23 protein-coding genes are annotated in these 24,731 nt (G+C 55.7%); 17 read left to right on the top strand and 6 right to left on the bottom strand.

From position 1 onward, the window contains the following. Position 1: 1 nt before the first annotated feature. The 3 genes from uvrD to corA all read left to right on the top strand — a co-directional run bounded on the left by uvrD (position 2) and on the right by corA (position 3,473). Positions 2 to 2,164 carry a DNA helicase II gene (uvrD, locus tag C5523_RS26030; RefSeq protein ID WP_039077035.1) on the top strand — a complete coding sequence of 721 codons (2,163 nt, stop codon included), beginning with the start codon at positions 2 to 4 and terminating at the stop codon, positions 2,162 to 2,164. A gap of 148 nt (positions 2,165 to 2,312) precedes the next feature. Further along, positions 2,313 to 2,369, top strand: a complete 57-nt coding sequence (gene ysgD / locus C5523_RS27855) for a YsgD/CorL family protein (RefSeq protein WP_212743980.1) — start codon at positions 2,313 to 2,315, stop codon at positions 2,367 to 2,369. Between the two features lie 153 nt (positions 2,370 to 2,522). Next, complete coding sequence (corA, locus tag C5523_RS26025) at positions 2,523 to 3,473, top strand: magnesium/cobalt transporter CorA (RefSeq protein WP_039077036.1); 951 nt, start codon at positions 2,523 to 2,525, stop codon at positions 3,471 to 3,473. A gap of 131 nt (positions 3,474 to 3,604) precedes the next feature. On the opposite strand, the gene rarD is transcribed toward corA, so the two are convergent. Further along, entirely contained in the window at positions 3,605 to 4,492 is an 888-nt protein-coding gene (gene rarD / locus C5523_RS26020) for an EamA family transporter RarD (protein WP_039077037.1), read from the bottom strand. Positions 4,493 to 4,543: 51 nt separating this feature from the next. Next, positions 4,544 to 5,011 (bottom strand): acyl-CoA thioesterase YigI, encoded by a 468-nt coding sequence (yigI, locus tag C5523_RS26015; protein WP_039077038.1) that lies wholly within the window; start codon positions 5,009 to 5,011, stop codon positions 4,544 to 4,546. 159 nt (positions 5,012 to 5,170) lie between these two features. Between yigI and pldA the strand changes: the two genes are divergently transcribed. From pldA to rhtC, 3 genes are all read left to right on the top strand, one after another. After that, positions 5,171 to 6,046 carry a phospholipase A gene (gene pldA, locus C5523_RS26010; RefSeq protein ID WP_039077039.1) on the top strand — a complete coding sequence of 292 codons (876 nt, stop codon included), beginning with the start codon at positions 5,171 to 5,173 and terminating at the stop codon, positions 6,044 to 6,046. A gap of 65 nt (positions 6,047 to 6,111) precedes the next feature. After that, a complete protein-coding gene (recQ, locus tag C5523_RS26005; protein ID WP_039077040.1) occupies positions 6,112 to 7,941 on the top strand; it encodes an ATP-dependent DNA helicase RecQ in 1,830 nt (609 codons plus the stop codon). 61 nt (positions 7,942 to 8,002) lie between these two features. Next, positions 8,003 to 8,626 (top strand): threonine export protein RhtC, encoded by a 624-nt coding sequence (gene rhtC, locus C5523_RS26000; protein WP_071195559.1) that lies wholly within the window; start codon positions 8,003 to 8,005, stop codon positions 8,624 to 8,626. A gap of 86 nt (positions 8,627 to 8,712) precedes the next feature. Here rhtC and rhtB read toward each other — a convergent pair whose 3' ends face one another. Further along, the gene (gene rhtB / locus C5523_RS25995) at positions 8,713 to 9,333 is read right to left on the bottom strand and encodes a homoserine/homoserine lactone efflux protein (RefSeq protein WP_039077042.1); all 621 of its coding nucleotides are present in this window, start codon (positions 9,331 to 9,333) and stop codon (positions 8,713 to 8,715) included. A 105-nt stretch (positions 9,334 to 9,438) separates the two neighbouring features. Between rhtB and pldB the strand changes: the two genes are divergently transcribed. From pldB to C5523_RS25980, 3 genes are all read left to right on the top strand, one after another. Next, entirely contained in the window at positions 9,439 to 10,434 is a 996-nt protein-coding gene (gene pldB, locus C5523_RS25990; RefSeq protein ID WP_039077043.1) for a lysophospholipase L2, read from the top strand. Between the two features lie 25 nt (positions 10,435 to 10,459). Continuing rightward, on the top strand, positions 10,460 to 11,260 hold the full coding sequence (yigL, locus tag C5523_RS25985; protein WP_039077044.1) for a sugar/pyridoxal phosphate phosphatase YigL: 801 nt from the start codon (positions 10,460 to 10,462) through the stop codon (positions 11,258 to 11,260). A gap of 79 nt (positions 11,261 to 11,339) precedes the next feature. Then, positions 11,340 to 12,239 (top strand): carboxylate/amino acid/amine transporter, encoded by a 900-nt coding sequence (locus C5523_RS25980; RefSeq protein WP_039077045.1) that lies wholly within the window; start codon positions 11,340 to 11,342, stop codon positions 12,237 to 12,239. Here the strand turns inward: C5523_RS25980 and metR are convergent. Then, positions 12,127 to 13,080, bottom strand: coding sequence for an HTH-type transcriptional regulator MetR (gene metR, locus C5523_RS25975; RefSeq protein WP_039077046.1), 954 nt, complete (start codon positions 13,078 to 13,080; stop codon positions 12,127 to 12,129). The genes C5523_RS25980 and metR overlap by 113 nt on opposite strands. Before the next feature lie 231 nt (positions 13,081 to 13,311). Here metR and metE point away from each other — a divergent pair, with 231 nt between their 5' ends. Further along, positions 13,312 to 15,573: a 5-methyltetrahydropteroyltriglutamate--homocysteine S-methyltransferase gene (metE, locus tag C5523_RS25970; protein WP_108702219.1), complete on the top strand. Its 2,262-nt coding sequence runs from the start codon at positions 13,312 to 13,314 to the stop codon at positions 15,571 to 15,573. A gap of 31 nt (positions 15,574 to 15,604) precedes the next feature. Here metE and C5523_RS25965 read toward each other — a convergent pair whose 3' ends face one another. Then, positions 15,605 to 16,369, bottom strand: coding sequence for a DeoR/GlpR family DNA-binding transcription regulator (locus C5523_RS25965; protein WP_107223999.1), 765 nt, complete (start codon positions 16,367 to 16,369; stop codon positions 15,605 to 15,607). A gap of 135 nt (positions 16,370 to 16,504) precedes the next feature. Here C5523_RS25965 and C5523_RS25960 point away from each other — a divergent pair, with 135 nt between their 5' ends. From C5523_RS25960 to C5523_RS25940, 5 genes are read left to right on the top strand one after another with little or no spacing between them, the layout of a single operon-like run. Then, positions 16,505 to 17,482 carry an ABC transporter substrate-binding protein gene (locus C5523_RS25960; protein WP_071195578.1) on the top strand — a complete coding sequence of 326 codons (978 nt, stop codon included), beginning with the start codon at positions 16,505 to 16,507 and terminating at the stop codon, positions 17,480 to 17,482. A 12-nt stretch (positions 17,483 to 17,494) separates the two neighbouring features. Next, positions 17,495 to 19,198, top strand: a complete 1,704-nt coding sequence (locus C5523_RS25955; protein WP_108702218.1) for an iron ABC transporter permease — start codon at positions 17,495 to 17,497, stop codon at positions 19,196 to 19,198. Continuing rightward, positions 19,186 to 20,214 carry an ABC transporter ATP-binding protein gene (locus tag C5523_RS25950; protein ID WP_108702217.1) on the top strand — a complete coding sequence of 343 codons (1,029 nt, stop codon included), beginning with the start codon at positions 19,186 to 19,188 and terminating at the stop codon, positions 20,212 to 20,214. The genes C5523_RS25955 and C5523_RS25950 overlap by 13 nt, the downstream gene beginning before the upstream one ends. After that, positions 20,211 to 21,275 carry an MBL fold metallo-hydrolase gene (locus C5523_RS25945; RefSeq protein WP_172960917.1) on the top strand — a complete coding sequence of 355 codons (1,065 nt, stop codon included), beginning with the start codon at positions 20,211 to 20,213 and terminating at the stop codon, positions 21,273 to 21,275. Before C5523_RS25950 ends, C5523_RS25945 begins: the two co-directional genes overlap by 4 nt. Next, a complete protein-coding gene (locus C5523_RS25940) occupies positions 21,266 to 21,817 on the top strand; it encodes a histidine phosphatase family protein (RefSeq protein ID WP_071195569.1) in 552 nt (183 codons plus the stop codon). Before C5523_RS25945 ends, C5523_RS25940 begins: the two co-directional genes overlap by 10 nt. 73 nt (positions 21,818 to 21,890) lie before the next feature. On the opposite strand, the gene C5523_RS25935 is transcribed toward C5523_RS25940, so the two are convergent. Next, complete coding sequence (locus tag C5523_RS25935) at positions 21,891 to 22,703, bottom strand: dienelactone hydrolase family protein (protein ID WP_039077055.1); 813 nt, start codon at positions 22,701 to 22,703, stop codon at positions 21,891 to 21,893. Between the two features lie 255 nt (positions 22,704 to 22,958). On the opposite strand from C5523_RS25935, the gene udp reads away from it, so the two are divergent. Beyond that, entirely contained in the window at positions 22,959 to 23,720 is a 762-nt protein-coding gene (gene udp, locus C5523_RS25930; RefSeq protein WP_039077056.1) for a uridine phosphorylase, read from the top strand. 244 nt (positions 23,721 to 23,964) lie between these two features. Further along, a complete protein-coding gene (gene ubiE, locus C5523_RS25925; protein WP_039077057.1) occupies positions 23,965 to 24,720 on the top strand; it encodes a bifunctional demethylmenaquinone methyltransferase/2-methoxy-6-polyprenyl-1,4-benzoquinol methylase UbiE in 756 nt (251 codons plus the stop codon). The last annotated feature ends 11 nt before the right edge of the window (positions 24,721 to 24,731 follow it).

Here is a 24,731-nt window from a genome sequence, read left to right as displayed (position 1 = left end):
AATGGACGTTTCTTACCTGCTCGACAGCCTTAATGACAAACAGCGTGATGCGGTCGCCGCGTCGCGTAGCAATATGCTGGTGCTGGCCGGGGCAGGCAGTGGCAAGACGCGCGTGCTGGTGCATCGCATCGCCTGGCTGATGACCGTGGAAAACTGCTCGCCGTACTCCATTATGGCGGTGACCTTCACCAACAAAGCGGCGGCGGAGATGCGCCACCGTATCGGCCAGCTTATGGGGACCAGCCAGGGCGGTATGTGGGTGGGTACTTTTCACGGGCTGGCGCATCGCCTGTTGCGTGCGCACCATATGGACGCCAACCTGCCGCAGGATTTCCAGATCCTCGACAGCGAAGACCAGTTACGTTTGCTTAAGCGTCTGATCAAGGCGATGAACCTTGATGAGAAGCAGTGGCCGCCGCGCCAGGCCATGTGGTATATCAACGGCCAAAAAGATGAAGGCATTCGCCCGCACCATATTCAAAGCTACGGTAACCCGGTCGAGCAGACCTGGCAGAAGGTTTATCAGGCCTATCAGGAAGCCTGCGATCGCGCCGGGCTGGTGGATTTCGCCGAGCTGCTGCTGCGTGCCCATGAACTGTGGCTCAATAAGCCGCATATCCTACAGCACTATCGCGAACGTTTTACCAATATCCTGGTGGATGAGTTCCAGGATACCAACAACATTCAGTATGCCTGGATCCGCCTGCTGGCAGGCGACACCGGCAAAGTCATGATTGTCGGCGACGATGATCAGTCGATTTACGGCTGGCGTGGGGCGCAGGTGGAAAATATCCAGCGCTTCCTCAACGACTTCCCCGGCGCGCAGACGATCCGCCTTGAGCAGAACTACCGCTCAACCAGCAATATTCTCAGCGCGGCGAACGCCCTTATCGAAAACAACAACGGGCGTTTGGGGAAAAACCTGTGGACCGACGGTGCCGATGGCGAGCCGATTTCACTCTATTGCGCTTTCAACGAGCTGGATGAGGCTCGTTTTGTTGTTAACCGTATTAAAACCTGGCAGGAGAGCGGCGGTGCGCTGGAGCATTGCGCCATTCTCTATCGCAGTAACGCCCAGTCCCGTGTGCTGGAAGAGGCGTTATTACAGGCAAGCATGCCGTATCGTATTTACGGTGGGATGCGCTTCTTTGAACGTCAGGAAATCAAAGACGCACTCTCTTATTTGCGCCTGATTGCAAACCGAAATGATGATGCCGCCTTTGAACGTGTGGTGAATACGCCGACGCGTGGGATCGGTGACAGAACGCTGGACGTGGTCCGCCAGACTTCGCGCGATCGTCAACTGACGCTGTGGCAGGCGACACGCGAACTGTTGCAGGAAAAAGTGCTGGCCGGTCGCGCGGCAAGTGCATTACAGCGCTTTATGGAGCTGATTGACGCGCTGGCTCAGGAGACGGCTGACATGCCATTGCACGTACAAACGGACCGCGTGGTGAAAGATTCCGGCCTGTGGATGATGTACGAGCAGGAGAAAGGCGAGAAAGGCCAGACGCGTATCGAGAACTTAGAGGAACTGGTCACGGCAACGCGCCAGTTCAGCTACAACGAAGAAGATGAAGATCTGATGCCGTTACAGGCATTCCTCTCCCATGCCGCGCTGGAAGCGGGCGAAGGGCAGGCGGATACCTGGCAGGACGCAGTACAACTGATGACACTGCACTCCGCCAAGGGGCTTGAGTTCCCGCAGGTGTTTATTGTCGGGATGGAAGAGGGGATGTTCCCGAGCCAGATGTCGCTGGATGAAGGCGGCCGTCTGGAAGAGGAACGTCGCCTGGCCTATGTCGGCGTGACCCGTGCGATGCAGAAGCTAACGCTGACTTATGCCGAAACCCGCCGTCTGTATGGCAAAGAGGCCTATCACCGCCCATCGCGCTTTATCGGCGAGTTGCCAGAAAACTGTGTCGAAGAGGTGCGCTTGCGCGCTACTGTCAGCCGTCCGGTCAGCCATCAACGCCTTGGCGCGCCGATTTCAGAGAACGACACGGGCTATAAACTGGGACAGCGTGTGCGTCATCCGAAGTTCGGTGAAGGGACAATTGTTAATCTGGAAGGCAGCGGCGAGCACAGCCGTTTGCAGGTGGCATTCCAGGGGCAGGGCATTAAATGGCTGGTGGCTGCTTATGCACGTCTTGAAACAGTGTAACTTTCAGAAAAATATCATTATTTTGTAATATTCTGCTAGCCTTATACGCTAAGGGGGAAATATTACCCTTTAGCGTTTCGTTGCGTGTTGACGCCTCATTTTTGCTGGCGTAACATGCGCGCACGATCACGCTAAGAGGACATTCGCCTTGGACACACCCAGTAGATACTGGCTCAATTCCCTGTCATCCAGGAACAACTCCTAAGGCTATCTCCTTATGCTGATGGCCTTAGTGGTTGTCAGCGACCTGCTGTATTCCCGTCGCGCTGAGTCAGGCTGTTTAATGGTCTGAAACGCCAAATGTTTCTTGTGTGCCCAACCGAACTGTCCAGTCATTTTTGCATTGGGAGTCCCGGCTATGCTGAGCGCATTTCAACTGGAAAATAATCGTTTAACCCGTCTCGAAGCTGACGAAATAAAGCACCTCGCCAGTTCCGTCTGGGTTGACCTGGTCGAGCCGGACGATGACGAGCGAACCCGCGTGCAGTCTGAATTGGGTCAGAACCTGGCGACACGCCCGGAACTGGAAGACATCGAAGCATCTGCGCGCTTTTTTGAAGATGAAGACGGCTTGCACATCCACTCCTTCTTCTTCTTTGAAGATGCGGAAGACCATGCTGGCAACTCCACCGTGGCATTTACTATCCGCGAAGGCCGCCTCTTCACCCTGCGTGAGCGCGAATTACCCGCTTTTCGTCTCTACCGTATGCGCGCCCGTAGCCAGGCTATGGTCGATGGCAACGCCTATGAGTTACTGCTCGATCTCTTCGAGACCAAAATCGAACAGCTCGCAGACGAAATCGAAAACATCTATAGCGATCTGGAAAAACTCAGCCGTGTGATCATGGAAGGTCATCAGGGTGATGAATATGATGAAGCGCTTTCCACGCTGGCGGAACTGGAAGATATCGGCTGGAAGGTACGTCTGTGTCTGATGGATACCCAGCGCGCGCTGAACTTCCTGGTGCGTAAAGCGCGTTTGCCGGGCGGTCAGTTGGAGCAGGCCCGCGAAATCCTGCGAGATATCGAATCTCTGCTGCCGCACAACGAATCCCTGTTCCAGAAAGTGAACTTCCTGATGCAGGCGGCAATGGGCTTTATCAATATTGAGCAGAACCGGATCATCAAGATCTTCTCGGTCGTTTCCGTTGTCTTCCTGCCGCCGACGCTGGTGGCATCCAGTTACGGGATGAACTTCGAGTTTATGCCTGAGCTGCACTGGAGCTTTGGTTACCCTGGCGCGATTGTCTTTATGATCCTCGCCGGGCTGGCGCCGTATCTCTACTTCAAACGTCGTAACTGGCTGTAAATCTAAAATAAAAGGTTCAGCAATTCTGCTGAACCTTCCTTTATGGATCTTATCGCGCGTGGCTTCCTTCACCTGCTCCGGCTGATTAAAGACGCGGCGATATCAGCGGTACGGAATCCTGACGCCGGCAATTACCGACCCCTGCGTTGGGTGTACAGTGCATCCATCACGAATATGGCGAGCGCTACCCAAATAAACCCGAATGTCACCATTTTGTCCGCCCCCGGATGCTCGTCATAAAACGTCACCGCCAGCAGGAACATCAGCGTTGGGCCAATGTACTGGAAGAAACCCAGTGTCGACAGGCGCAGACGCGTCGCCGCGCCGGTAAAGCACAGCAGGGGAACGGTAGTGACCACCCCGGCAGCCATCAACAGCAGATTAAGCGACCAGCTATTCTGTGTCATATGGCTGGTCGCGCTATCGGCAATCCCAAACAGCCAGATAGCCGCCACGGGCAGCAGCCACAGTGTTTCTACCAGCATGCCGGTTTGCGCGTCGACGGCGATTTTTTTACGCAGCAGGCCGTAGAAGGCGAAACTAAAGGCCAGGCCCAGCGAGATAATCGGCAAGGAGCCGAAGGCCCACAACTGTACCAGTACGCCACTGGCGGCCAATATTACCGCCAGCCACTGCATGCGGCGGAAACGTTCACCAAGGAAAACCATCCCCAGCAGGATATTAACCAGTGGGTTAATAAAATACCCCAGGCTTGCTTCCAGCAGGTGGTGGTTATTTACTGACCAGATAAAGAGCAGCCAGTTACCTCCAACGAGAACGGCAGATACCGCTAACAGCAAGATTTTCTTTGGCGTACGTAAAAGCTGTTTCACCTGCGACCACTGACGGCTGACGCTTATCAGGGCGATCATGAAGAAGAAGGACCAGATAATTCGGTGAGTCAGGATTTCATCGGCAGGAACGAACCAGATAACTTTGAAATAGGCCGGTGCGACGCCCCAAATAAAATAAGCGGCCAGAGCAAATATCACTCCCAACCGCGTCTGTTTTGCATCCATCAGGAAAACTCTTTGCTGAAAAGTAACGACATTTTACCCGATTTTCGCGGCTTAACCCACCATATAGGTTGCTGTGGCGCTGGCGATATAGAGCTGCTCTTCGTTATGTAACTCGACACGCGCGACCGCAACCTTGTTCCCGGCACGCAGTAGCGTACTGGTGGCGGTGAAGCGATTACCCCGGCCCGGACGTAAATAATCGACGCGCAAATCAATGGTGCCCATTCGCGACAGACGAGCACGTAATTCATCTTCGGTGAGGGTGTCATGGCGCGTCAGCGTGCTGCCAACGCACACCAGGCCTGCGGCGACATCCAGCGCGGAGGCAATAACCCCGCCGTGTAAAATGCTCTGCGCCCAGTTTCCCACCATCATGGGCTGATTGTTGAAGCTGAGTTGGGCAAAATCCTTCTCGTAGCGAGTAAGCTCCAGACCCAGCGCACGATTGAAGGGCATGTGGTAGACGAAAATCTCACCCACGAGTTTTAATGCGGCTTCTGCTGTGAGGACGGCAGACATAGTGGCTCTTCCGTTAGGTTAATGAAATGTTGATTTTATGCCTCTAAATTGTTGAATTCCAGTTTAAGAGAGGATACCTGCGCAGCGTCTCAATAAATATGTAGAATAGATGTTGTAAAAATATTCAGTTCATCAACATTGTTCAGGGGAAGAAAACCGATGCGGACGTTTCTGGGTTGGTTTGTGGCATTGTGTGCGCTGCCTTTTGCGGCTTTTGCGCAGGAAGCGACAGTAAAAGAAGTTCATGATGCGCCTGCTGTGCGCGGTAGTATTATCGCGAATATGCTGCAGGAGCATGATAATCCGTTCACGCTCTATCCGTATGAGTCGAACTACCTGCTTTATACCTACACCAGCGACATGAACAAAGAAGCCATTCGTTCATATAGCTGGTCTGATGAAGCGCGTAAAGATGAAGTAAAATTCCAGCTCAGCCTGGCGTTCCCGCTGTGGCGCGGGATTGTCGGTCCGAATTCCGTGCTGGGCGCTTCCTATACGCAAAAATCGTGGTGGCAGCTTTCTAACACGAAGGAGCCTGCTTCTTCGCCGTTCCGTGAAACCAACTATGAACCGCAGTTGTTCCTCGGTTTCGCTACTGATTACAGCTTTGCGGGCTGGACGTTGCGCGATATGGAGTTTGGCTTCAACCATGACTCCAATGGCCGTTCTGATCCCACATCGCGTAGCTGGAACCGCCTTTATACGCGTTTAATGGCGCAAAATGGCAACTGGCTGGTGGAAGTAAAACCCTGGTATGTGGTGGGTAACACCGACGATAACCCGGATATCACCAAATATCTTGGTCACTATCAACTGCGGGTCGGCTACCAGTATGGCGAGGCCATTTTCAGCGTCAAAGGGCAGTACAACTGGAACACGGGCTACGGTGGCGCAGAAGTTGGCGTCAGCTATCCGATCACCAAACATGTCCGTTTCTACACCCAGGTGTACAGCGGTTATGGCGAGTCGTTAATTGACTACAATTTCAATCAGACGCGTGTTGGTGTCGGCGTAATGCTCAACGATCTGTTTTAAGCATTGCAGTTTCATGAGCAGGCGCTGAAAATAGCGCCTGTTTTCTTTTGTCGAGTGGAGTAAATGTGGCGCAGGCGGAAGTATTGAATCTGGAATCGACAGCCCTGGAAGTTTTACGGGAAACCTTCGGCTACCAGCAGTTCCGTCCGGGTCAGCAACATATCATCGATACCGTGCTCGGCGGCCGCGACTGTCTGGTTGTCATGCCGACCGGTGGCGGCAAATCTCTCTGTTATCAAATTCCGGCGCTGATTCTGCCTGGCCTGACGGTGGTGGTATCGCCGCTGATCTCCCTGATGAAAGATCAGGTTGATCAGTTACTGGCGAACGGCGTTGCTGCGGCCTGTCTGAACTCAACACAAAGTCGTGAACAACAGCTTGAGGTGATGGCTGGCTGCCGCACCGGACAAATCCGTCTGCTGTATATCGCTCCTGAGCGGCTGATGCTTGATAACTTTCTTGAGCAACTGACGCACTGGAACCCGGTACTTCTGGCGGTGGATGAAGCGCACTGTATCTCCCAGTGGGGTCATGATTTCCGCCCGGAATATGCCGCACTGGGCCAGCTTCGTCAGTATCTGCCGTCTGTGCCTTTTATGGCATTGACCGCCACGGCGGATGACACCACCCGTCGCGATATTGAACGTCTTCTGGGGCTGAACGACCCGCTGATTCAGATCAGCAGTTTTGACCGGCCCAATATCCGCTACATGCTGATGGAGAAATTCAAACCGCTCGATCAGCTTTTACGCTATGTACATGACCAGCGCGGCAAGTCCGGAATTATTTACTGCAATAGCCGGGCGAAGGTGGAAGACACCGCCGCTCGCCTGCAAAGCCGGGGTTTTAGCGCCGCGGCGTATCATGCCGGGCTGGAAAACGCGGTGCGCGCCAGCGTGCAGGAGAAATTCCAGCGCGATGATCTGCAAATCGTGGTCGCGACCGTCGCATTTGGCATGGGGATTAACAAACCCAACGTGCGATTTGTGGTTCACTTCGACATTCCGCGTAATATCGAGTCTTACTATCAGGAAACCGGCCGTGCCGGGCGTGATGGCCTGCCCGCCGAGGCGATGCTGTTCTACGCGCCGGAAGACATGGCCTGGCTGCGCCGTTGCCTTGAAGAAAAACCGGCCGGGCAATTGCAGGATATTGAGCGTCATAAGCTCAATGCGATGGGGGCCTTTGCGGAAGCGCAAACCTGCCGCCGTCTGGTCTTGCTCAATTACTTTGGCGAAGGGCGTCAGGAAGCCTGCGGTAACTGCGATATCTGCCTTGATCCGCCGAAACAGTATGATGGCCTGAAGGATGCGCAAATTGCGCTCTCGACCATTGGTCGCGTCAATCAGCGTTTCGGGATGGGCTATGTGGTTGAGGTGATCCGTGGGGCGAATAACCAACGTATCCGTGAACTCGGCCACGATAAGCTTAAAGTCTACGGCATGGGCCGGGAAAAAAGCCATGAGCATTGGGTAAGCGTGATTCGCCAGCTTATTCATTTGGGGCTGGTTACGCAGAACATCGCCCAGCATTCATCGTTACAGATGACGGATGCTGCGCGTCCGGTGCTGCGTGGTGAGGTTCCATTGCAACTCGCTGTGCCGCGTGTGGTCGCGCTGAAATCCCGGGTGATGCAGAAGGCAGCGGTCGGCAACTATGACCGCAAGCTGTTCGCTAAGCTGCGCAAATTACGTAAAGCGATTGCCGATGAAAACAACGTGCCGCCGTATGTGGTCTTCAACGACGCAACGCTGATTGAAATGGCCGAACAGATGCCCATTACGCCAGGTGAAATGCTCGGGGTTAACGGCGTAGGCGTACGTAAGCTTGAGCGCTTTGGTCAGGAGTTTATGGCGCTGATTCGTGCCCATGTGGATGGCGATGATGACGAGTAGCCAGCACAGAGAAAAAGTGTCAGGATAGTAACCCACTTTATTATTTTTCCGCGAGTTAACCATGTTAATGCTGTTTCTCACCGTTGCCCTGGTGCACATTGTGGCGTTAATGAGCCCCGGCCCGGACTTCTTCTTTGTGTCGCAAACCGCCGTCAGCCGCTCCCGCAAAGAGGCGATGATGGGCGTGCTCGGCATTACCACAGGCGTGATGGTGTGGGCAGGCGTTGCACTGCTCGGTCTTAACCTGATCCTTGAAAAAATGGCCTGGCTGCACAGTATCATTATGGTCGGCGGCGGCCTGTACCTGTGCTGGATGGGTTACCAGATGCTGCGTGGTGCGCTGAAAAAAGAAGAGAACAAAGCCGATGCGCCGCAGATTGAACTGGCAACCAGCAGTGGTCGAAGCTTTATGAAGGGGCTGTTAACGAACCTCGCCAATCCGAAAGCGATTATCTACTTCGGTTCGGTGTTCTCACTGTTTGTCGGCGACAGCGTGGGTGCAGGGGCGCGCTGGGGGATCTTTATGCTGATCACGCTGGAAACTTTCGCCTGGTTCACCGTCGTGGCAAGCCTATTCGCCTTACCGGCGATGCGCCGTGGTTATCAGCGTCTGGCGAAGTGGATTGACGGTTTTGCCGGTGCGCTGTTCGCCGGTTTCGGTATCCATTTGATCATTTCGCGTTAATTTTTATCCCGGAGGCGCTGCCGCTGTCCGGGGCTACGTGTTAGCCCGGATAAGGCGTTCACGCCGCATCCGGGGCGACACCGAACTCAGGCATGCCTTGCCGATGCCAGCAGCGCTCCCACCAACATAAACAACGAACCAAACACCCTGTTTAGCGCCTTCAACTGACGCGGGCCCTTAATCCAGGCGGCAATACGTTGCGCCAGCGTCGCATAGCCAATCATCACGATAATATCCACGACGATAGTGGTCACGCCGAGCACCACGTACTGCATCACCTGTGGCTCATTGGGCGCAATAAATTGCGGGAACAGCGCGGCGAGAAAGACGATGCTTTTGGGGTTCGTCAGGTTGACGAAAACCGCGCGTTTAAACAGCCGTGTACGCGATTGCGTATGCGCCAGAGTATTAAGGTCGATCGCGCCCGCGGCGCGCCATTGCTGAATACCAAGCCAAATCAGATAGGCGGCCCCGGCCCATTTCAGCACTTCAAACGCCAGTACCGAGCGCGAGAAGAGGGTGCCCAGACCTACGCCAACCAGCACAATATGGATGCCTAAGCCGGTTTGTAGCCCGGCAATGGACGCCGCAGCGCCGCGATAACCGTGGCTTATCGAGGTGGTCATGGTATTAATCGCGCCGGAGCCGGGCGACAGGCTGAGAATGATCGATGTCAGCAGATAAGCGAACCACCACTCGAAGGTCATGAGAAACTCCCTGATTGTCTGTTTTTATGCCACAATACGCTATTGTTAGCGGAATTAGCTACAGGTCACAAAAACGTTTTTGTCGCGCAAGTGAGGGCGTAGCCAATGTACCGGCAAAACAAGGAGTGGGAAACCAGAGAAAGCGCGTTTGCCGCCTTTGCCACAGGCCCGTTAACCGACTTCTGGCGTCAACGAGAAGAGGCAGAATTTACCGGTGTGGATAATGTCCCGGTGCGTTTTGTCCGTTTCCATGCCGCCAGGCATGACAGGGTTATCGTGGTTTGCCCTGGTCGAATTGAAAGCTATGTGAAGTATGCTGAACTGGCATATGACCTCTTCCATCTCGGCTTTGATGTGCTCATCATCGACCACCGCGGTCAGGGGCGTTCCGGTCGTTTGCTGGAAGATTCTCATCGCGGCCATGTGGTCAATTTCAGTGATTATGTCGATGATCTTACGGCGTTCTGGGAGCAAGAAGTCGCTCCGGGTCCGTGGCGCAAGCGTTACATTCTGGCGCACTCAATGGGGGGTGCGATCGCTACGCTCTTCGTGCAACGTTACCCACAAGCTAACTGTGATGCTATTGCGCTGTGCGCGCCGATGTTCGGCATTATTATCCACCTGCCGGACTGGATGGTGCGCCCGCTGCTGGACTGGGCGGAAGGCTACCCGCGTATTCGCGAGAATTACGCCATTGGCACCGGTCGCTGGCATGCGCTGCCCTTTGCCATTAACACACTGACCCACAGCCGCGAGCGTTACCGGCGCAATCTGCGTTTCTACGCCGACGATCCTGAACTGCGCGTGGGAGGCCCAACCTGGCACTGGGTGCGGGAAGGCATCCTGGCCGGTGAGCAGGTGCTGGCCGGGGCCGCATCAGACACATCGCCCATGTTAATTATTCAGGCAGAAGAAGAACGTGTTGTAGATAACCGCATGCACGATCGCTTTTGTGAAATGCGCGCCGCGGCGGGCCACCCCTGTGAAGGGGGGAAGCCGCTTGTCATCAAGGGCGCGTACCATGAGATCCTCTTTGAAGAGGACGCCATGCGCTCAGTCGCGCTCAACGCCATCGTCGATTTTTTCGATCGGTATAACTAATGAATTATTGAGGTTAACGTTTCCTATGTATCAGGTTGTTGCGTCTGATTTAGACGGCACATTGCTCTCCCCCGACCATACACTCTCCCCTTACGCGAAAGAAACGTTGAAGCTGCTCACCGAGCGCGGAGTGAACTTCGTTTTTGCGACGGGCCGCCACCACGTGGATGTCGGGCAAATCCGCGATAACCTCGGGATCAAGGCGTACATGATCACCTCGAACGGTGCGCGGGTTCACGATACCGATGGCAATCTGGTGTTCACTCATAACCTGGATCGGGATATTGCCAGCGATCTGTTTGGCGTGGTGCATAACAACCCGGACATCGTCACCAATGTGTATCGCGATGATGAATGGTTTATGAACCGCCACCGCCCGGATGAAATGCGTTTCTTCAAAGAGGCGATTTTCCAGTATTCCCTGTATGAGCCAGGCTTGCTGGAGCCTGAAGGCATCAGCAAAGTTTTCTTCACCTGCGAAAAGCATGAGCAGTTGCTGCCGCTTGAGCAGGCGATTAATGCCCGTTGGGGCGATCGCGTGAACGTCAGTTTCTCGACGCTGACCTGTCTGGAGGTTATGGCTGGCGGTGTGTCGAAAGGACACGCGCTGGAAGCCGTTTCGAAGGCACTTGGTTACAGTCTCAAAGAGTGCATCGCGTTTGGTGATGGCATGAACGATGCGGAAATGCTCTCCATGGCCGGTAAAGGGTGCATTATGGGCAACGCGCATCAGCGTCTGAAGGATTTGCATCCGGAGCTGGAAGTCATTGGCACCAACGCCGACAACGCCGTGCCGAATTACCTGCGTAAATTGTATTTGAGCTGATGAATAGGTCATTTATTGACCAGTTGTCAACCTGATACTCCGCTACAATGAGTGTTCCTTATTTTGAGAGACATTCATTGTGGCGTTACTCATCATCACCACGATCCTGTGGGCTTTTTCCTTTAGTCTGATTGGCGAGTACCTTGCCGGGCACGTCGACAGCTATTTTTCAGTGCTGATGCGCGTGGGGCTGGCGGCTCTGGTCTTCCTACCGTTCCTGCGCACCCGTGGACAAACGCTTAAAACGATCCTGCTCTACATGCTGGTGGGGGCGATGCAGCTTGGCATCATGTACCTGTTCAGCTTCCGTGCGTATGTCTATTTGAGCGTATCGGAATTCCTGTTATTCACTGTTTTGACGCCGCTTTACATCACGCTGATTTATGATCTTCTCAGCAAGCGTCGTTTACGGTGGGGCTACGCCCTGAGCGCGCTACTGGCGGTGGTTGGCGCAGCGATTATCCGTTACGACAAAGTCAGCGATCACTTCTGGACGGGCCTGATGTTTGTGCAACTCGCCAATATCAGTTTTGCGATTGGTATGGTGGGTTATAAACGCCTGATGGAAACGCGCCCGATGCCACAGCACAACGCGTTTGCCTGGTTCTATCTTGGCGCCGCTATCGTTGCTGTTATCGCCTGGTTCCTGTTGGGTAACCCGCAAAAACTGCCGACCACCAACCTGCAATGGGGCATCCTGGTGTGGCTGGGTGTCGTGGCGTCCGGGCTGGGTTACTTTATGTGGAACTACGGGGCGACGCAGGTGGACGCCGGTACGCTTGGCATCATGAACAATGTGCATGTCCCGGCCGGGCTGCTGGTGAACCTTGCCATCTGGCAGGAGCAGCCGCACTGGCCGAGTTTTATCATTGGTGGGACGGTGATACTGGCCTCACTATGGGTGCATCGGCGCTGGGTCGCTCCGCGCTCCGCACAAACGGCAGATGGTCGCAGGCGTGGTTCCGCGCTGAGCGAATAAATGCCTCGGTGACCGGCTGGCGCTGCTCGCCATCGCGCACGGCAGCGTACAACCGGCTCCATAATCCCTCACCCAGGGTTTTGGTCACCACCAGACCCTGGCGTTCAAAACTTTCCACCACCCAGTGGGGCAGGGCGGCAATGCCCATCCGCGCCGCGACCATCTGAATCAACAGCAACGTATTGTCCACGCTTTTAAGCTGCGGGCTGATGCCTGCCGGTTGCAGGAAATGGCGCCAGATATCCAGGCGGCTACGCTGCACCGGATAAATAAGCAGTGTCTCGGTGGCGATATCTTCCGGGGTGATCCGTGTGCGTGAGGCCAGCGGACTCTCCGGTGAAAGCACCAGCCGGACTTCAAAATCGAACATCGGCGAATAGTGCAAGCCACTGCGCGGCAGAATGTCCGAGGTCATCACCAGATCCAGTTCGCCCTGCTGGAGCGCGGGCTGTGGGTCGAAGGTAACGCCCGATTTGAAATCCATCTCGACATGCGGCCATTGGGTGCGAAAACTTTCCAGCGCCGGCGTCAGCCACTGAATACAGCTATGGCATTCAATCGCGATACGCAGGTGGGTCTGCTGTGGTTCATTGCAGGCCTGCAGTGCGCTACTGATTTGCGGCAGCACCTGATTGGCCAGTTGCAGCAGGATTTCCCCCTGCGGCGTAAAGCGTAAAGGCTGGCTTTTGCGCACAAAGAGTCGAAAGCCAAGGCGCTGTTCCAGATCGCTGAACTGGTGGGAAAGTGCGGATTGCGTCTGATGCAATGCCGCCGCTGCCGCAGCCAGCGACCCGCAGTTCCGTAACGCTTGTAGCGTTTTCAGATGTTTAATTTCGATCATGAAAGTCCTTCACTTCGGCATGACAAATTTGCGCTTGAGGAATATACAGTAACCGCCAAATATGGATGTGTAAACATCTGGATGGCTAAATCCTTTATCTTTCGAATTTATGGTGCGTTGGCCGCACTTTCTCAACCCAGTCACTTACCTCAGTAAGCTCCTGGGGATGAGCAAGCTTGCCGCCTTCCCGAAATCCGAAATCTTTCGGATTGAAATTATGAGGCTCAAAAAATGACAATTATTAACCACACCCTCGGTTTTCCTCGCGTTGGCCTGCGTCGCGAGCTGAAAAAAGCGCAAGAAAGTTACTGGGCGGGTAACTCATCCCGTGACGCATTGCTGGCGACAGGGCGCGAACTGCGTGCGCGTCACTGGGAGCAGCAAAAAGCGGCGGGCATCGACCTGCTGCCGGTGGGGGATTTCGCCTGGTACGACCATGTTCTGACCACCAGCCTGATGCTCGGCAACGTCCCGGCTCGTCATCAGAACAGCGACGGCTCCGTTGATATCGACACCCTGTTCCGTATTGGCCGTGGCCGCGCACCAACCGGCGAACCCGCGGCAGCGGCAGAAATGACCAAATGGTTTAACACCAATTATCACTATATGGTGCCGGAGTTCACCAAAGGCCAGCCGTTCAAACTGACCTGGACGCAGTTGCTGGATGAAGTGGACGAAGCACTGGCGCTGGGCCACAAGGTGAAACCTGTCCTGCTGGGGCCGGTGACGTACCTGTGGCTGGGCAAAGTGAAAGGTGAGCAGTTTGACCGCCTGAGCCTGCTTAATGACATTCTGCCGGTCTACAAACAGGTACTGGCTGAACTGGCGAAACGCGGCATCGAGTGGGTACAAATCGACGAACCTGCGCTGGTACTGGATCTGCCCCAGGTTTGGCTGGATGCCTTCAAACCGGCTTACGAGGCACTCGCAGGCCAGGTGAAACTGCTGCTGACCACCTATTTTGAAGGCGTAACACCGAACCTCGACACCCTCACCGCGCTACCGGTACAGGGGCTGCACGTTGACCTGGTCCACGGTAAAGATGACGTTGCCGAATTGCACAAGCGCTTGCCCGCTGACTGGCTGCTCTCGGCAGGGCTGGTGAATGGACGTAACGTCTGGCGTGCCGATCTGAGCGCAAAATATGCACAGATTAAAGGAGTGGCAGGGAAGCGCCCGCTGTGGGTGGCCTCTTCATGTTCCCTGCTGCACAGCCCGATTGATTTGAGCGTGGAGACGCGTCTGGATGCGGAAGTGAAGAGCTGGTTTGCCTTCGCCCTGCAAAAATGTGAAGAACTGGCGCTGCTGCGCGATGCGCTGAACAGCGGTGATACCGCTGCAATTGAGGCCTGGAGCGCCCCGATTCAGGCGCGCCGCCACTCCACCCGTGTGCACAATACCGCCGTTTCGCAGCGTCTGGCGGCCATCACCGCAGAAGACAGCCAGCGCACCAGCACTTATGAAGTCCGCGCCAAAGCACAGCGTGCCCGCTTTAACCTGCCCGCATGGCCGACGACGACCATCGGTTCATTCCCGCAGACCACCGAGATCCGTGGTCTACGACTGGACTTCAAAAAAGGCAATCTGGATGCCAACAACTACCGTACCGGTATCGCTGAACACATCAGGCAGGCGATTGTGGAGCAGGAGCGTTTAGGGCTGGACGTGCTGGTCCACGGTGAAGCCGAGCGTAATGACATGGTGGAATACTTTGGCGAGCATCTCGACGGCTTTGTCTTTACCCAGAACGGCTGGGTGCAGAGTTACGGCTCCCGCTGCGTGAAGCCACCGGTGGTCATTGGCGATGTCAGCCGCCCGGAGGCGATTACCGTGGAGTGGGCGAAGTATGCCCAGTCCCTGACCAGTAAGCCGGTAAAAGGGATGCTGACGGGGCCAGTGACTATCCTGTGCTGGTCCTTCCCGCGTGAAGATGTGAGCCGTGAAACTATCGCCAAACAAATTGCGCTGGCGCTGCGTGACGAAGTCGCAGATCTGGAAGCCGCCGGTATCGGCATCATCCAGATTGACGAGCCGGCCCTGCGTGAAGGTCTGCCGCTGCGTCGCCGCGACTGGGATGCGTATCTGGAGTGGGGCGTGGAAGCTTTTCGCATCAGTGCGGCCGTGGCGAGGGATGAAACCCAGATTCACACCCACATGTGTTATTGCGAGTTTAACGACATCATGGACTCCATTGCTGCCCTGGACGCAGACGTGATCACCATTGAGACCTCGCGCTCGGATATGGAATTGCTGGAGTCGTTCGAAGAGTTTGAATACCCGAACGAAATCGGACCGGGCGTGTATGACATTCACTCGCCGAACGTACCGAGCGTGGAGTGGATTGAAGCGCTGCTGGCGAAAGCCGCCCGGCGTATCCCGGCAGAGCGCCTGTGGGTGAACCCGGACTGTGGCCTGAAAACCCGCGGCTGGCCGGAAACCCGAAGCGCCCTGGCAAATATGGTGAAAGCCGCGCAGAACTTGCGTCAGGCGTAATGATAAGCGCACCGTCCGTTAGGGCGGTGCGCTATCCCTCTTCCCGACACAGCCACTGCGTGCGGCGCTGTGCCAGCAGATCGCGCTGGGGGCCGGTGGGGGCTCTGTCGCTCACCACATAATGGAAATCGCCGATATCACCGTTGCGGCACATCGCCCGGCGGCCAAACTTGGTGCTATCGACCACCAGAACATTGACTTCCGCACTGGCGACCAGCGCCTGACGTGCCACCACCTCTTCATCGTTGAAATCGTATAGCTCGCCCTCTTCGCCAATTCCGCCAACGGACACCACCCCAATATCGACACGATAGCGGCGAAAGAAGGTCAGGGCGTCACTGCCGATCACATCCAGATCGCGCTTACGCACGCGACCACCCGCGACGGTCAGTTCGCAGCCAGGAAGCAGACTTAGCGGCGTGGCGGCGTGCAGATTATTTGTACACACCGCCAGACGGATATCGTCCGGCAGGGCGCGCGCTACCATTTCCACGGTGGTGCCAGTGCCGAGAAAGCAGCTTTGCGCTCCGCTGAGCAACTGTGCGACCCGTTCACCAATCCAGCGCTTACCGTTAACGTTGACGATCTCGCGCTGTTGATAGCCAATATTTTCGCGCGCGAAAGGGGCGACCATGCCATGACGGCGCAATAACAGCCCTTGCGCGGTGAGTTCGCGCAAATCGCTGCGTACTGTTTGCAGCGAGACGCCGAAATAGTGCGCCAGTTGTTCAATGCTGCTCTCACCGTGCTCTGTCACGATAGCGACAATCGCGCTGCGACGTGCTTCTGGAGTCATATTTGCGTCCGGCAGAGGGGATTTGCGCTCATGCTAGCCCGCGAATATGAAATTATTACTACGAAAAAAACGGGTCATATTTCTGTCAGATTCCCCTGTTTTAATCGTCACAACGAAAACCAGGGGGACGAAAACATGGGTAAGAAAATTGCGCTGGCAGCGGCATTGCTGGCTTTCATGAGTGGCACCGCTTTCGCGAAATCCACTCTGACGCTCTACACCAGCCAGCCAACCGAAGATGCGCAAATGACGGTGAGCGCGTTTGAGCAGGCGCACCCGGATGTCGAAGTAAAATGGATTCGCGATGGAACCGCAAAGCTGATTGCCCGCCTGCAGGCTGAAATTTCAGCCGGTGGCGCCAGCCCGGATGTCTTACTCATCGCCGACAGTGTGTCGATGGAGTCCCTGAAACAGCAAAATCTGCTGGCGGCCTACAAATCACCGCAGGCCAGCCGCTACGATGCTCAACTCTATGATAAAGACGGCTACTACTACGGTACGAAACTTATCACTACCGGCATTGCGTACCACAGCAAAGCCCCGGTAAAGCCGGAATCCTGGCAGGATCTGCTCAAGCCTGAACTGAAAAATATGACCACCTTGCCAAGCCCGCTCTATTCCGGCGCCGCGCAGATTCATATGGCGACGTTAATGAATGACCCGCAGCTCGGCTGGCAGTATTACGAGAAACTGAAAGAGAACGGCGCGATGCCGCAGAGTGGTAATGGCGGCGTGATGAGCGCCATCACCTCTGGCAGCAAAGCCTACGGCGTACTGGTGGATTACATGGCGATCCGTGAAAAAGCCAAAGGCGCGCCGATTGAGTTCGTTTTCCCGAAAGAGGGCGTCAGCATCGTGACCGAACCGGTCGCCATGATGAAAGGGGCGAAAAACCCTGAGGACGCGAAAGCTTTCATCGATTTTGTCCTCTCCGCAGACGGGCAGAAGCTGGTTCTCAAACAGGGCTACCTGACGGCAGACGCCAGCTTACCAGTACCTCAGGGCTTCCCGGCGCGTGACACCATTAAACTGATGCCATACGACCCGGCAAAAGCGCTGGCTGATACCGAAGCAAACAAAAAGCGTTTTGCCGATCTGTTCGGAAACCGCTAAGTCATGACGGACATGACACTGCACCAATCTACCGCCAGCAGCCCGCCGAAAGGGCTGCTGTGGCTTTTACTCGCGCTAATCGCCTTGCTGAGTCTGCTGCCCAGCCTGCGACTGCTTATTTCCGCCCTCTTTGACTGGCAGCAAGGTAGCAACAGTAGCCTGTGGCGCGTGTTGAGCAATGAATCCACCTGGGTTGCGCTCTACAATAGCCTGTATACCAGCGGGTTAGGTACGGTGCTGTCGCTGCTGTTGGGCAGTTTTTTCGCCTTTTGCCTGGCCCTGACCAATATTCGTAGCAAGCAGATTTGGGTCTTCCTGTTTATGCTGCCAATGATGATCCCCCCGCAGGTCACCGCCCTGAGTTGGTTACAATTGTTTGGCCCCAGCAGCATTTTGCTCAACAGTATTGGGCTCGCGCCGGGGTTTGGCAGTACCAATCCCCTTTACTCGCCGGAAGGCATCGCGCTATTGCTGGGGATCCAGCATGCGCCGCTGGTCTTTCTGGCTCTGCGCACGCAGCTACAGTGTCTGCCAAAAGAGCAAATTGAAGCCGCGCGGCTGAATGGCGCCTCGTTGTGGCGGGTGTTTATCGATATCGTATTGCCGCTGTGCCGTACCGCGCTGTGGGCCGGTGCGGCGATTGCATTTGTCTCCGCGCTGGGTAACTTCGGCATTCCCGCCATGCTCGGGATACCCATTTCCTATTTTGTACTGCCGATTCAGATTTACCAGACGCTCTCCAGCTTTGGTCCGTCGATGTTAAACGACGTCGCGGCGCTGTCTGTGCTGATGGGCGTGCTCGCCATTGGTATCGTGACCTTGCAGGGATATATGCAGCGTCGTCACGCGCTGCCGCTTATCGGGATGGCCGGGCGGGCGCTCAGTTTTGAGTTAGGTAAATGGCGACTGGCAACTGAGGTGCTGCTGGGAATGGTGTTGTGCGCCATCCTGCTGGCACCGCTGCTGGCGCTGATTGCAACGTCGCTGGTACCCACACTGGGCGTGCCGCTGAATGCCGATACCCTGACCTTTGCCGCCTGGCGAGCGATGTTTGATAACCAGAGCGCTACCTGGCGAGCACTCACTAACAGTATCTCGCTCTCCGTGAGCGCCTCGCTGGTTCTGATGTTGCTGTGTCTGCCACTGGCGTGGCTACTGGTTCGCTATCCCAGCCGTCCGCTGCGGTGGTTATATAGCGTCATCGATATTCCCTACACCCTGCCGGGCGTGGTGCTGGCGATTGCCTTTATTTTGCTGTTTGCCCGTCCGCTGCCGCTGGTGGGTATCAGCCTGAGTGGGACGCTGACCATCATTTTCCTCGCTTATCTTGCCCGTTTTCTGACGGTCTGCCTAAAGCCGGTGCATAACAGCATGTTGCAGCTTGACCCGGCGATGGAAGAGGCGGCCAGTCTGGCCGGGGCGAATTTTTCGCAGCGTCTGCGCCATATTATGTTGCCGCTGCTGGCCCCTGCCGCATTTGCCGGGGCGCTGCTGGTCTTTCTGACCGCTGTCAACGAGCTGACCGTTTCCGCGCTGTTGTGGAGTGCCGGTAAAGAGACGCTCGGGGTGGTGATTTTTAATCTCGACGAAAGCGGCAACAAGGTGCTGGCCTCGGCGATCTCCGTATTAGTCGTGGGGCTGGTGGCCTGCGTCATGTTATTGCTGAGCAGTCTCGGCAAGTATTTACCCAAAGGAGTTATCCCGTGGCAGAGCTAATACTGGAACGGCTGAACAAGGTGTTTGGAGAGCAGGCCGTGGTGCGGGATCTGAGTCTGACCATTCCCGAAGGGGCCTTCACCGCATTGCTGGGGCCGAGTGGCTGTGGCAAAACCACCACGCTGCGTATTCTTGCCGGGCTTGAGCACCTCTCTTCCGGGCGCTTGCTGCTGGGGGATCGCCTGCTGGCGGACTCGCGGGTGCATATGCCGCCGGAAACCCGCGATATGGGGATGGTATTTCAGTCTTATGCACTCTGGCCGCATATGACAGTGGCGGAAAACGTGGGTTATCCGCTGAAATTGCGCAAAGTGAATGGCGCTGCGCGCCAGAAGCGGGTGATGGAAGCGCTGGATGTGGTGGAGCTGGGCGCTTATGCCGGGCGCTCGCCGCAGGAGCTTAGCGGCGGTCAACGTCAACGCGTGGCGCTGGCCCGTTGCCTGGTATCGGAACCGGAAGTGGTGTTGCTCGATGAACCGCTGGCGAACCTCGACCGTCATCTGCGCGCCACCATGGAGCAGACGTTTCGCGAGTTTCACCGCCGTACCGGGGCGACTTTTGTCTATGTTACCCACGATCAGGCCGAGGCGATGGCGCTGGCCAGCCACATTGCGGTGATGCATCAGGGAGAATTAATGCAGTGGGGGGCGCCGCAGACGCTCTATCAGCATCCACAAAATGCCTGGGTGGCGGGGTTTATCGGTAAAGGCAGCATTCTGTCGCTGGCAACCCAGTATCCGCAAGCACAACTGGATAGCGTGCAACTGCATGACGGTCTTGCCCCCGACAATACACAACCGCGTCAGCAGGTGTTGGTTCGCCCGGAGCATGTCATGGTGAGTGATAGCGGGTTGCAGGCAACGGTGGAAAGCTGCATTTTCCAGGGAGAACGCTACCTGCTGGAACTGCGTCTGCCGGATGGGCAGCGGTTAAGCGCCTTCCACCATTTGCCATTGCGTGAAAAGCAGAGCGCCGGTGTGCGCCTGTTACAAGGATGGTGCCTGGAGGCGGCGTGACGGTACAAATTGAGATTATCAGTGGGGCGGGACATAAAGCCCCCGCAGCGATTCTGGTTTCCACGCCCCGGCAACGTATTTTGCTGGATGCAGGCGGTGCGCTGGATCCGCATACGGAACTCTGGCCAGTGCCGGAAAAGATCGATGCGATCCTGCTTAGCCATGATCATGTCGATCATATTGGCGGTTTGTATCGTCTTGCGCCGCACATCCCGGTCTATTGTACGCAGACCACCGCACAATCATTACCCGCAGGGCACAACGTTCACCCCATTGCGGTACGCGGACAATTCCAGTTGGACGACATTACGGTGACGACGGGCAGTTGCGGACACGCCTGGGGCGGGGTGTGGTTTCATCTTAATGTGGCCGGCGGCCTGTTTTACAGCGGCGATATCAGCATGGAATCGGCGCTGTTTCGCTTTGATGCACCGCCGCCTGCGCAGATTGCGCTGGTGGATGCGTCGTACGGGCTCTATAACGTTTCACAACGCCAGCAGTGGGATAAATTGCGCGCTCGTCTGACGCATCCGGTGCTGTGTCCGGTGCCGCCGTCGGGCAGGGCGGTGGAACTGGCGCTGCTACTGGCGCGTGAGGGGCATACCGATATCGCGCTTGATGCGCCCTGTCAGGAGGTGCTCAGGCAAATGGCCGCGCATAATGACGGCAGTTTGCGCGAGGATGTAGAGGCAGATTTACAGCAGCTTTTGCGTACTCTTCCGGCGTTTTCCGCCCAGTCATCGCTGATTCTGGCCGCAGATCCTGATGGGCAAAGTGGGGTGGCGGGCGAACTGCGTCGACGCAAAGATTTCCACCATCGTACCCTGTTTACGGGTCATATGAATCGCCTTAACCATCAACAGTGGCTGGCCGGGGAAGTGGATTTTTGCCGCTGGAATGTGCATCCAACTCTCAATACCTTAATGTTGTTGGTGTCGATGCTAAAGTGCAGCAAGCTGGTGCCGATGTTTACTCATGTAGAGGACATCCAGGACTGGCAACTCGCACCTGAATGCCACATCGTTACACAGAATATGTTGGGGGTGGATCTATGCCACTGATTTGCAAACCCTTTGTTTTTGTTCGTCACGGCGAGACGCCGCTTAACCGCGATAAAGTGATTGGCGGGAGTACGGATGTGCCGCTGACCGACGAAGGGGAGCAGCAGGCACGTTCCGCTGCCCCCATTCTGGGCCGTTATGACTGGAATGGTGTGGCGGTGAGTTCGCTCAAGCGGGCCCAACGCACCCTCGAACTGGCGCTGCCTGGTGCGGCCCATGTGGTTATGCCGGATTTATGTGAGCGCGACTGGGGCGATCTGGAAAACCGTCCGCTGGCGGAGTTAACGCCGTATGAAAGTACGCCGCCTGGCGGTGAAAGTTGGGAGACGTTTTGCACCCGGGTCACGGATGCGCTTAACAGCCTGCTGGAACAATACGATACGCCGTTAATTGTGGCGCATTCTGGCGTTTACCGAGTGATCCGCTACCACGCCTTCGGCACGCCTTATGGCGATCGCGTGGGGAACGCGGTGCCAATGTGGATCTCGCCTGGCGAAACGCCACAAGAGTGGCAGATAGTCCCACTGGCGGAACGTGATTAAGCGGCACGAGAGCCAGGCACGTGTCACGAGCGACACAGATCATACCGTTCTGCGTCGCTCTGCATAGGCAGTATTAGCGTGCTACGCCACCGTACTGGGCGAACCAGTCCAGCATCCGGCGCCAGCCATCTTTGGCTGATTCTTCATGATAGCTGGGACGATAATCGGCGTTGAAGGCGTGCCCGGCGTCAGGATAAACCACGATCTCGGCGTGTGCGTTGGCGGCGCGTAACGCCTGACGCATGGTCTCGACCGTCTCCAGCGGGATCCCCGTATCCTGCGCGCCATACAGACCGAGGACCGGCGCATTGAGGTCGGTGGCGATATCCACCGGATGCTTTGGTGAATTCAGTGATTTTTGTCCCACCAGTTTCCCATACCAGGCGACCGCGGCTTTCAATTGCGGGTTATGGGCCGCGTACAGCCAGGTAATCCTTCCTCCCCAGCAAAAACCGGTCGCCAACAGTCGATGAGCATCACCGCCATTACGTGCCGCCCAGTTGGCAACATGATCGAGGTCGGCCAGCACCTGCGCATCGGGCACCTTCATGACCAGCCCATCAAAAAGGGTCTGAATATCCGCGAAATCATTCGGGTCACCCTGACGAAAATAGAGTTCAGGGGCGACGGCCAGATACCCTTCGAGCGCAAGGCGGCGACACAGGTCGCGAATATGCTCATGTACGCCGAAGATTTCCTGAATCACCAGCACCACGGGCAGGGGATCGGAGGCATTTTTAGGCCGCGCATGGTACGCAGGCATGCTATCGCCCTGGCTTGGGATGGTGGTTTCGCCAGCGATGATGGCGTCTTCCGGGGTGTGCAGTGTGGTTGAAGCGTGAGGTGATGCCGCCGGTGCGAAGCCCGGTAATGTTTTGGTTGTCATGGCGTTCTCCATACCCTTTATTTAGCGCTCCACTAACTATAGTCCGACAGAGCGCAAATCATCCTGCGCGAAAAAGGCTATCTTTGGAGCAGGGCGAGACGGCTGAATGTGTTAATGTGATTGATATCACTATTTTATGGAAATGTTATGCAAACAAATTACATCATGGAGATCTCAATCACGAAATTGCGTGCATACCTTCTGTAAAGTACCGTTTTGCTTCTTCTGACTAACCCTGATCACAGAGGAGTTTTTATGTCCAAGTCTGATGTTTTTCATCTCGGCCTCACCAAGAACGATTTACAAGGGGCTACGCTTGCCATCGTCCCTGGCGATCCAGAGCGTGTGGAAAAGATCGCCGCGCTGATGGATAAGCCGGTTAAGCTGGCATCTCACCGCGAGTTCACCTCCTGGCGCGCTGAACTGGATGGCAAAGCTGTCATCGTCTGCTCCACCGGTATCGGCGGCCCGTCAACCTCTATCGCTGTAGAAGAGCTGGCCCAACTGGGTATCCGCACTTTCCTGCGCGTCGGTACGACAGGCGCTATTCAGCCCAATATTAATGTTGGTGATGTACTGGTCACCACCGCGTCCGTTCGTCTGGACGGTGCAAGCCTGCATTTTGCGCCGATGGAATATCCGGCTGTGGCTGACTTCGAGTGCACCACCGCGCTGGTGGCTGCGGCGAAAGAAGTGGGGGCAACCACCCATATCGGCGTGACCGCCTCTTCCGACACCTTCTACCCAGGCCAGGAGCGTTATGACACCTTCTCCGGCCGCGTGGTGAGCCGTTTCAAAGGTTCTATGGAAGAGTGGCAGTCCATGGGCGTAATGAACTACGAAATGGAATCCGCAACCTTGCTGACCATGTGCTCAAGCCAGGGGCTGCGTGCCGGGATGGTGGCGGGTGTTATCGTCAACCGTACCCAGCAGGAAATTCCAAACGCTGAGACCATGAAGCAAACGGAAAGCCATGCGGTGAAAATCGTGGTAGAAGCCGCGCGCCGTCTGCTGTAATTATTTCCTTCCGTATGAAGGCCGGCATGCCCGGCCTTTTGCTTATCTGCTGTTTCCCAGGGCGGGATTAATCCGTATTTTGCCCACCTGCCACGCTTGCGGTTCACAATAAAAACAACCGATTCGTATCCGCTGCTTATAGAACACACCCTTAATGAACTGTTCAGCGGAGGGTTGAAACGTAGGGCAATCTCGCCCAATCTGTTACACTTCACGAACATTTTCTTCAATAGCAGGCACTAAGATGGCGGAAGATTCAAAAGAGACGACGCACTTTGGTTTTCAGACCGTCGCCAAAGATCAGAAAGCCGAGATGGTGGCACACGTGTTCCACTCGGTTGCCGCAAAATACGATGTCATGAACGACTTAATGTCGATGGGCATCCACCGTTTGTGGAAACGTTTTACGATCGACTGTAGCGGCGTGCGTCGCGGGCAAAAAGTTCTCGATTTGGCCGGGGGAACCGGCGACCTGACGGCTAAATTCTCTCGTCTGGTCGGCGAAACAGGTCAGGTAGTGTTGGCAGATATTAACGAGTCCATGCTCAAAATGGGCCGCGAAAAACTGCGCAATATCGGCATTATCGGCAACGTTGAATATGTCCAGGCGAATGCCGAAGCGCTGCCGTTCCCGGATAACACGTTTGACTGCATCACCATCTCTTTTGGTCTGCGTAATGTCACCGAAAAAGAGAGCGCCCTGCGTTCTATGTACCGCGTGCTTAAACCCGGTGGACGCCTGCTGGTGCTGGAGTTTTCCAAACCGATTATTGAACCGCTGAGCAAGGTGTATGACGCCTACTCTTTCCATGTGCTGCCGCGCATTGGGCAACTGGTAGCCAGCGATGCGGAAAGCTACCGCTATCTGGCGGAATCCATCCGTATGCATCCGGATCAGGAAACCCTGAAAGCGATGATGCAGAGCGCAGGATTTGAAAACGTCGATTACTACAACATGACCGCAGGCATTGTTGCGCTGCATCGTGGCTACAAGTTCTGACAGGAGTTCAC

Source organism: Phytobacter sp. SCO41, assembly GCF_003073275.1.
In the GTDB taxonomy this organism is placed as follows: Bacteria; Pseudomonadota; Gammaproteobacteria; order Enterobacterales; family Enterobacteriaceae; genus Phytobacter; species Phytobacter diazotrophicus.
This window is presented reverse-complemented; position numbering and strand designations above follow the sequence as displayed.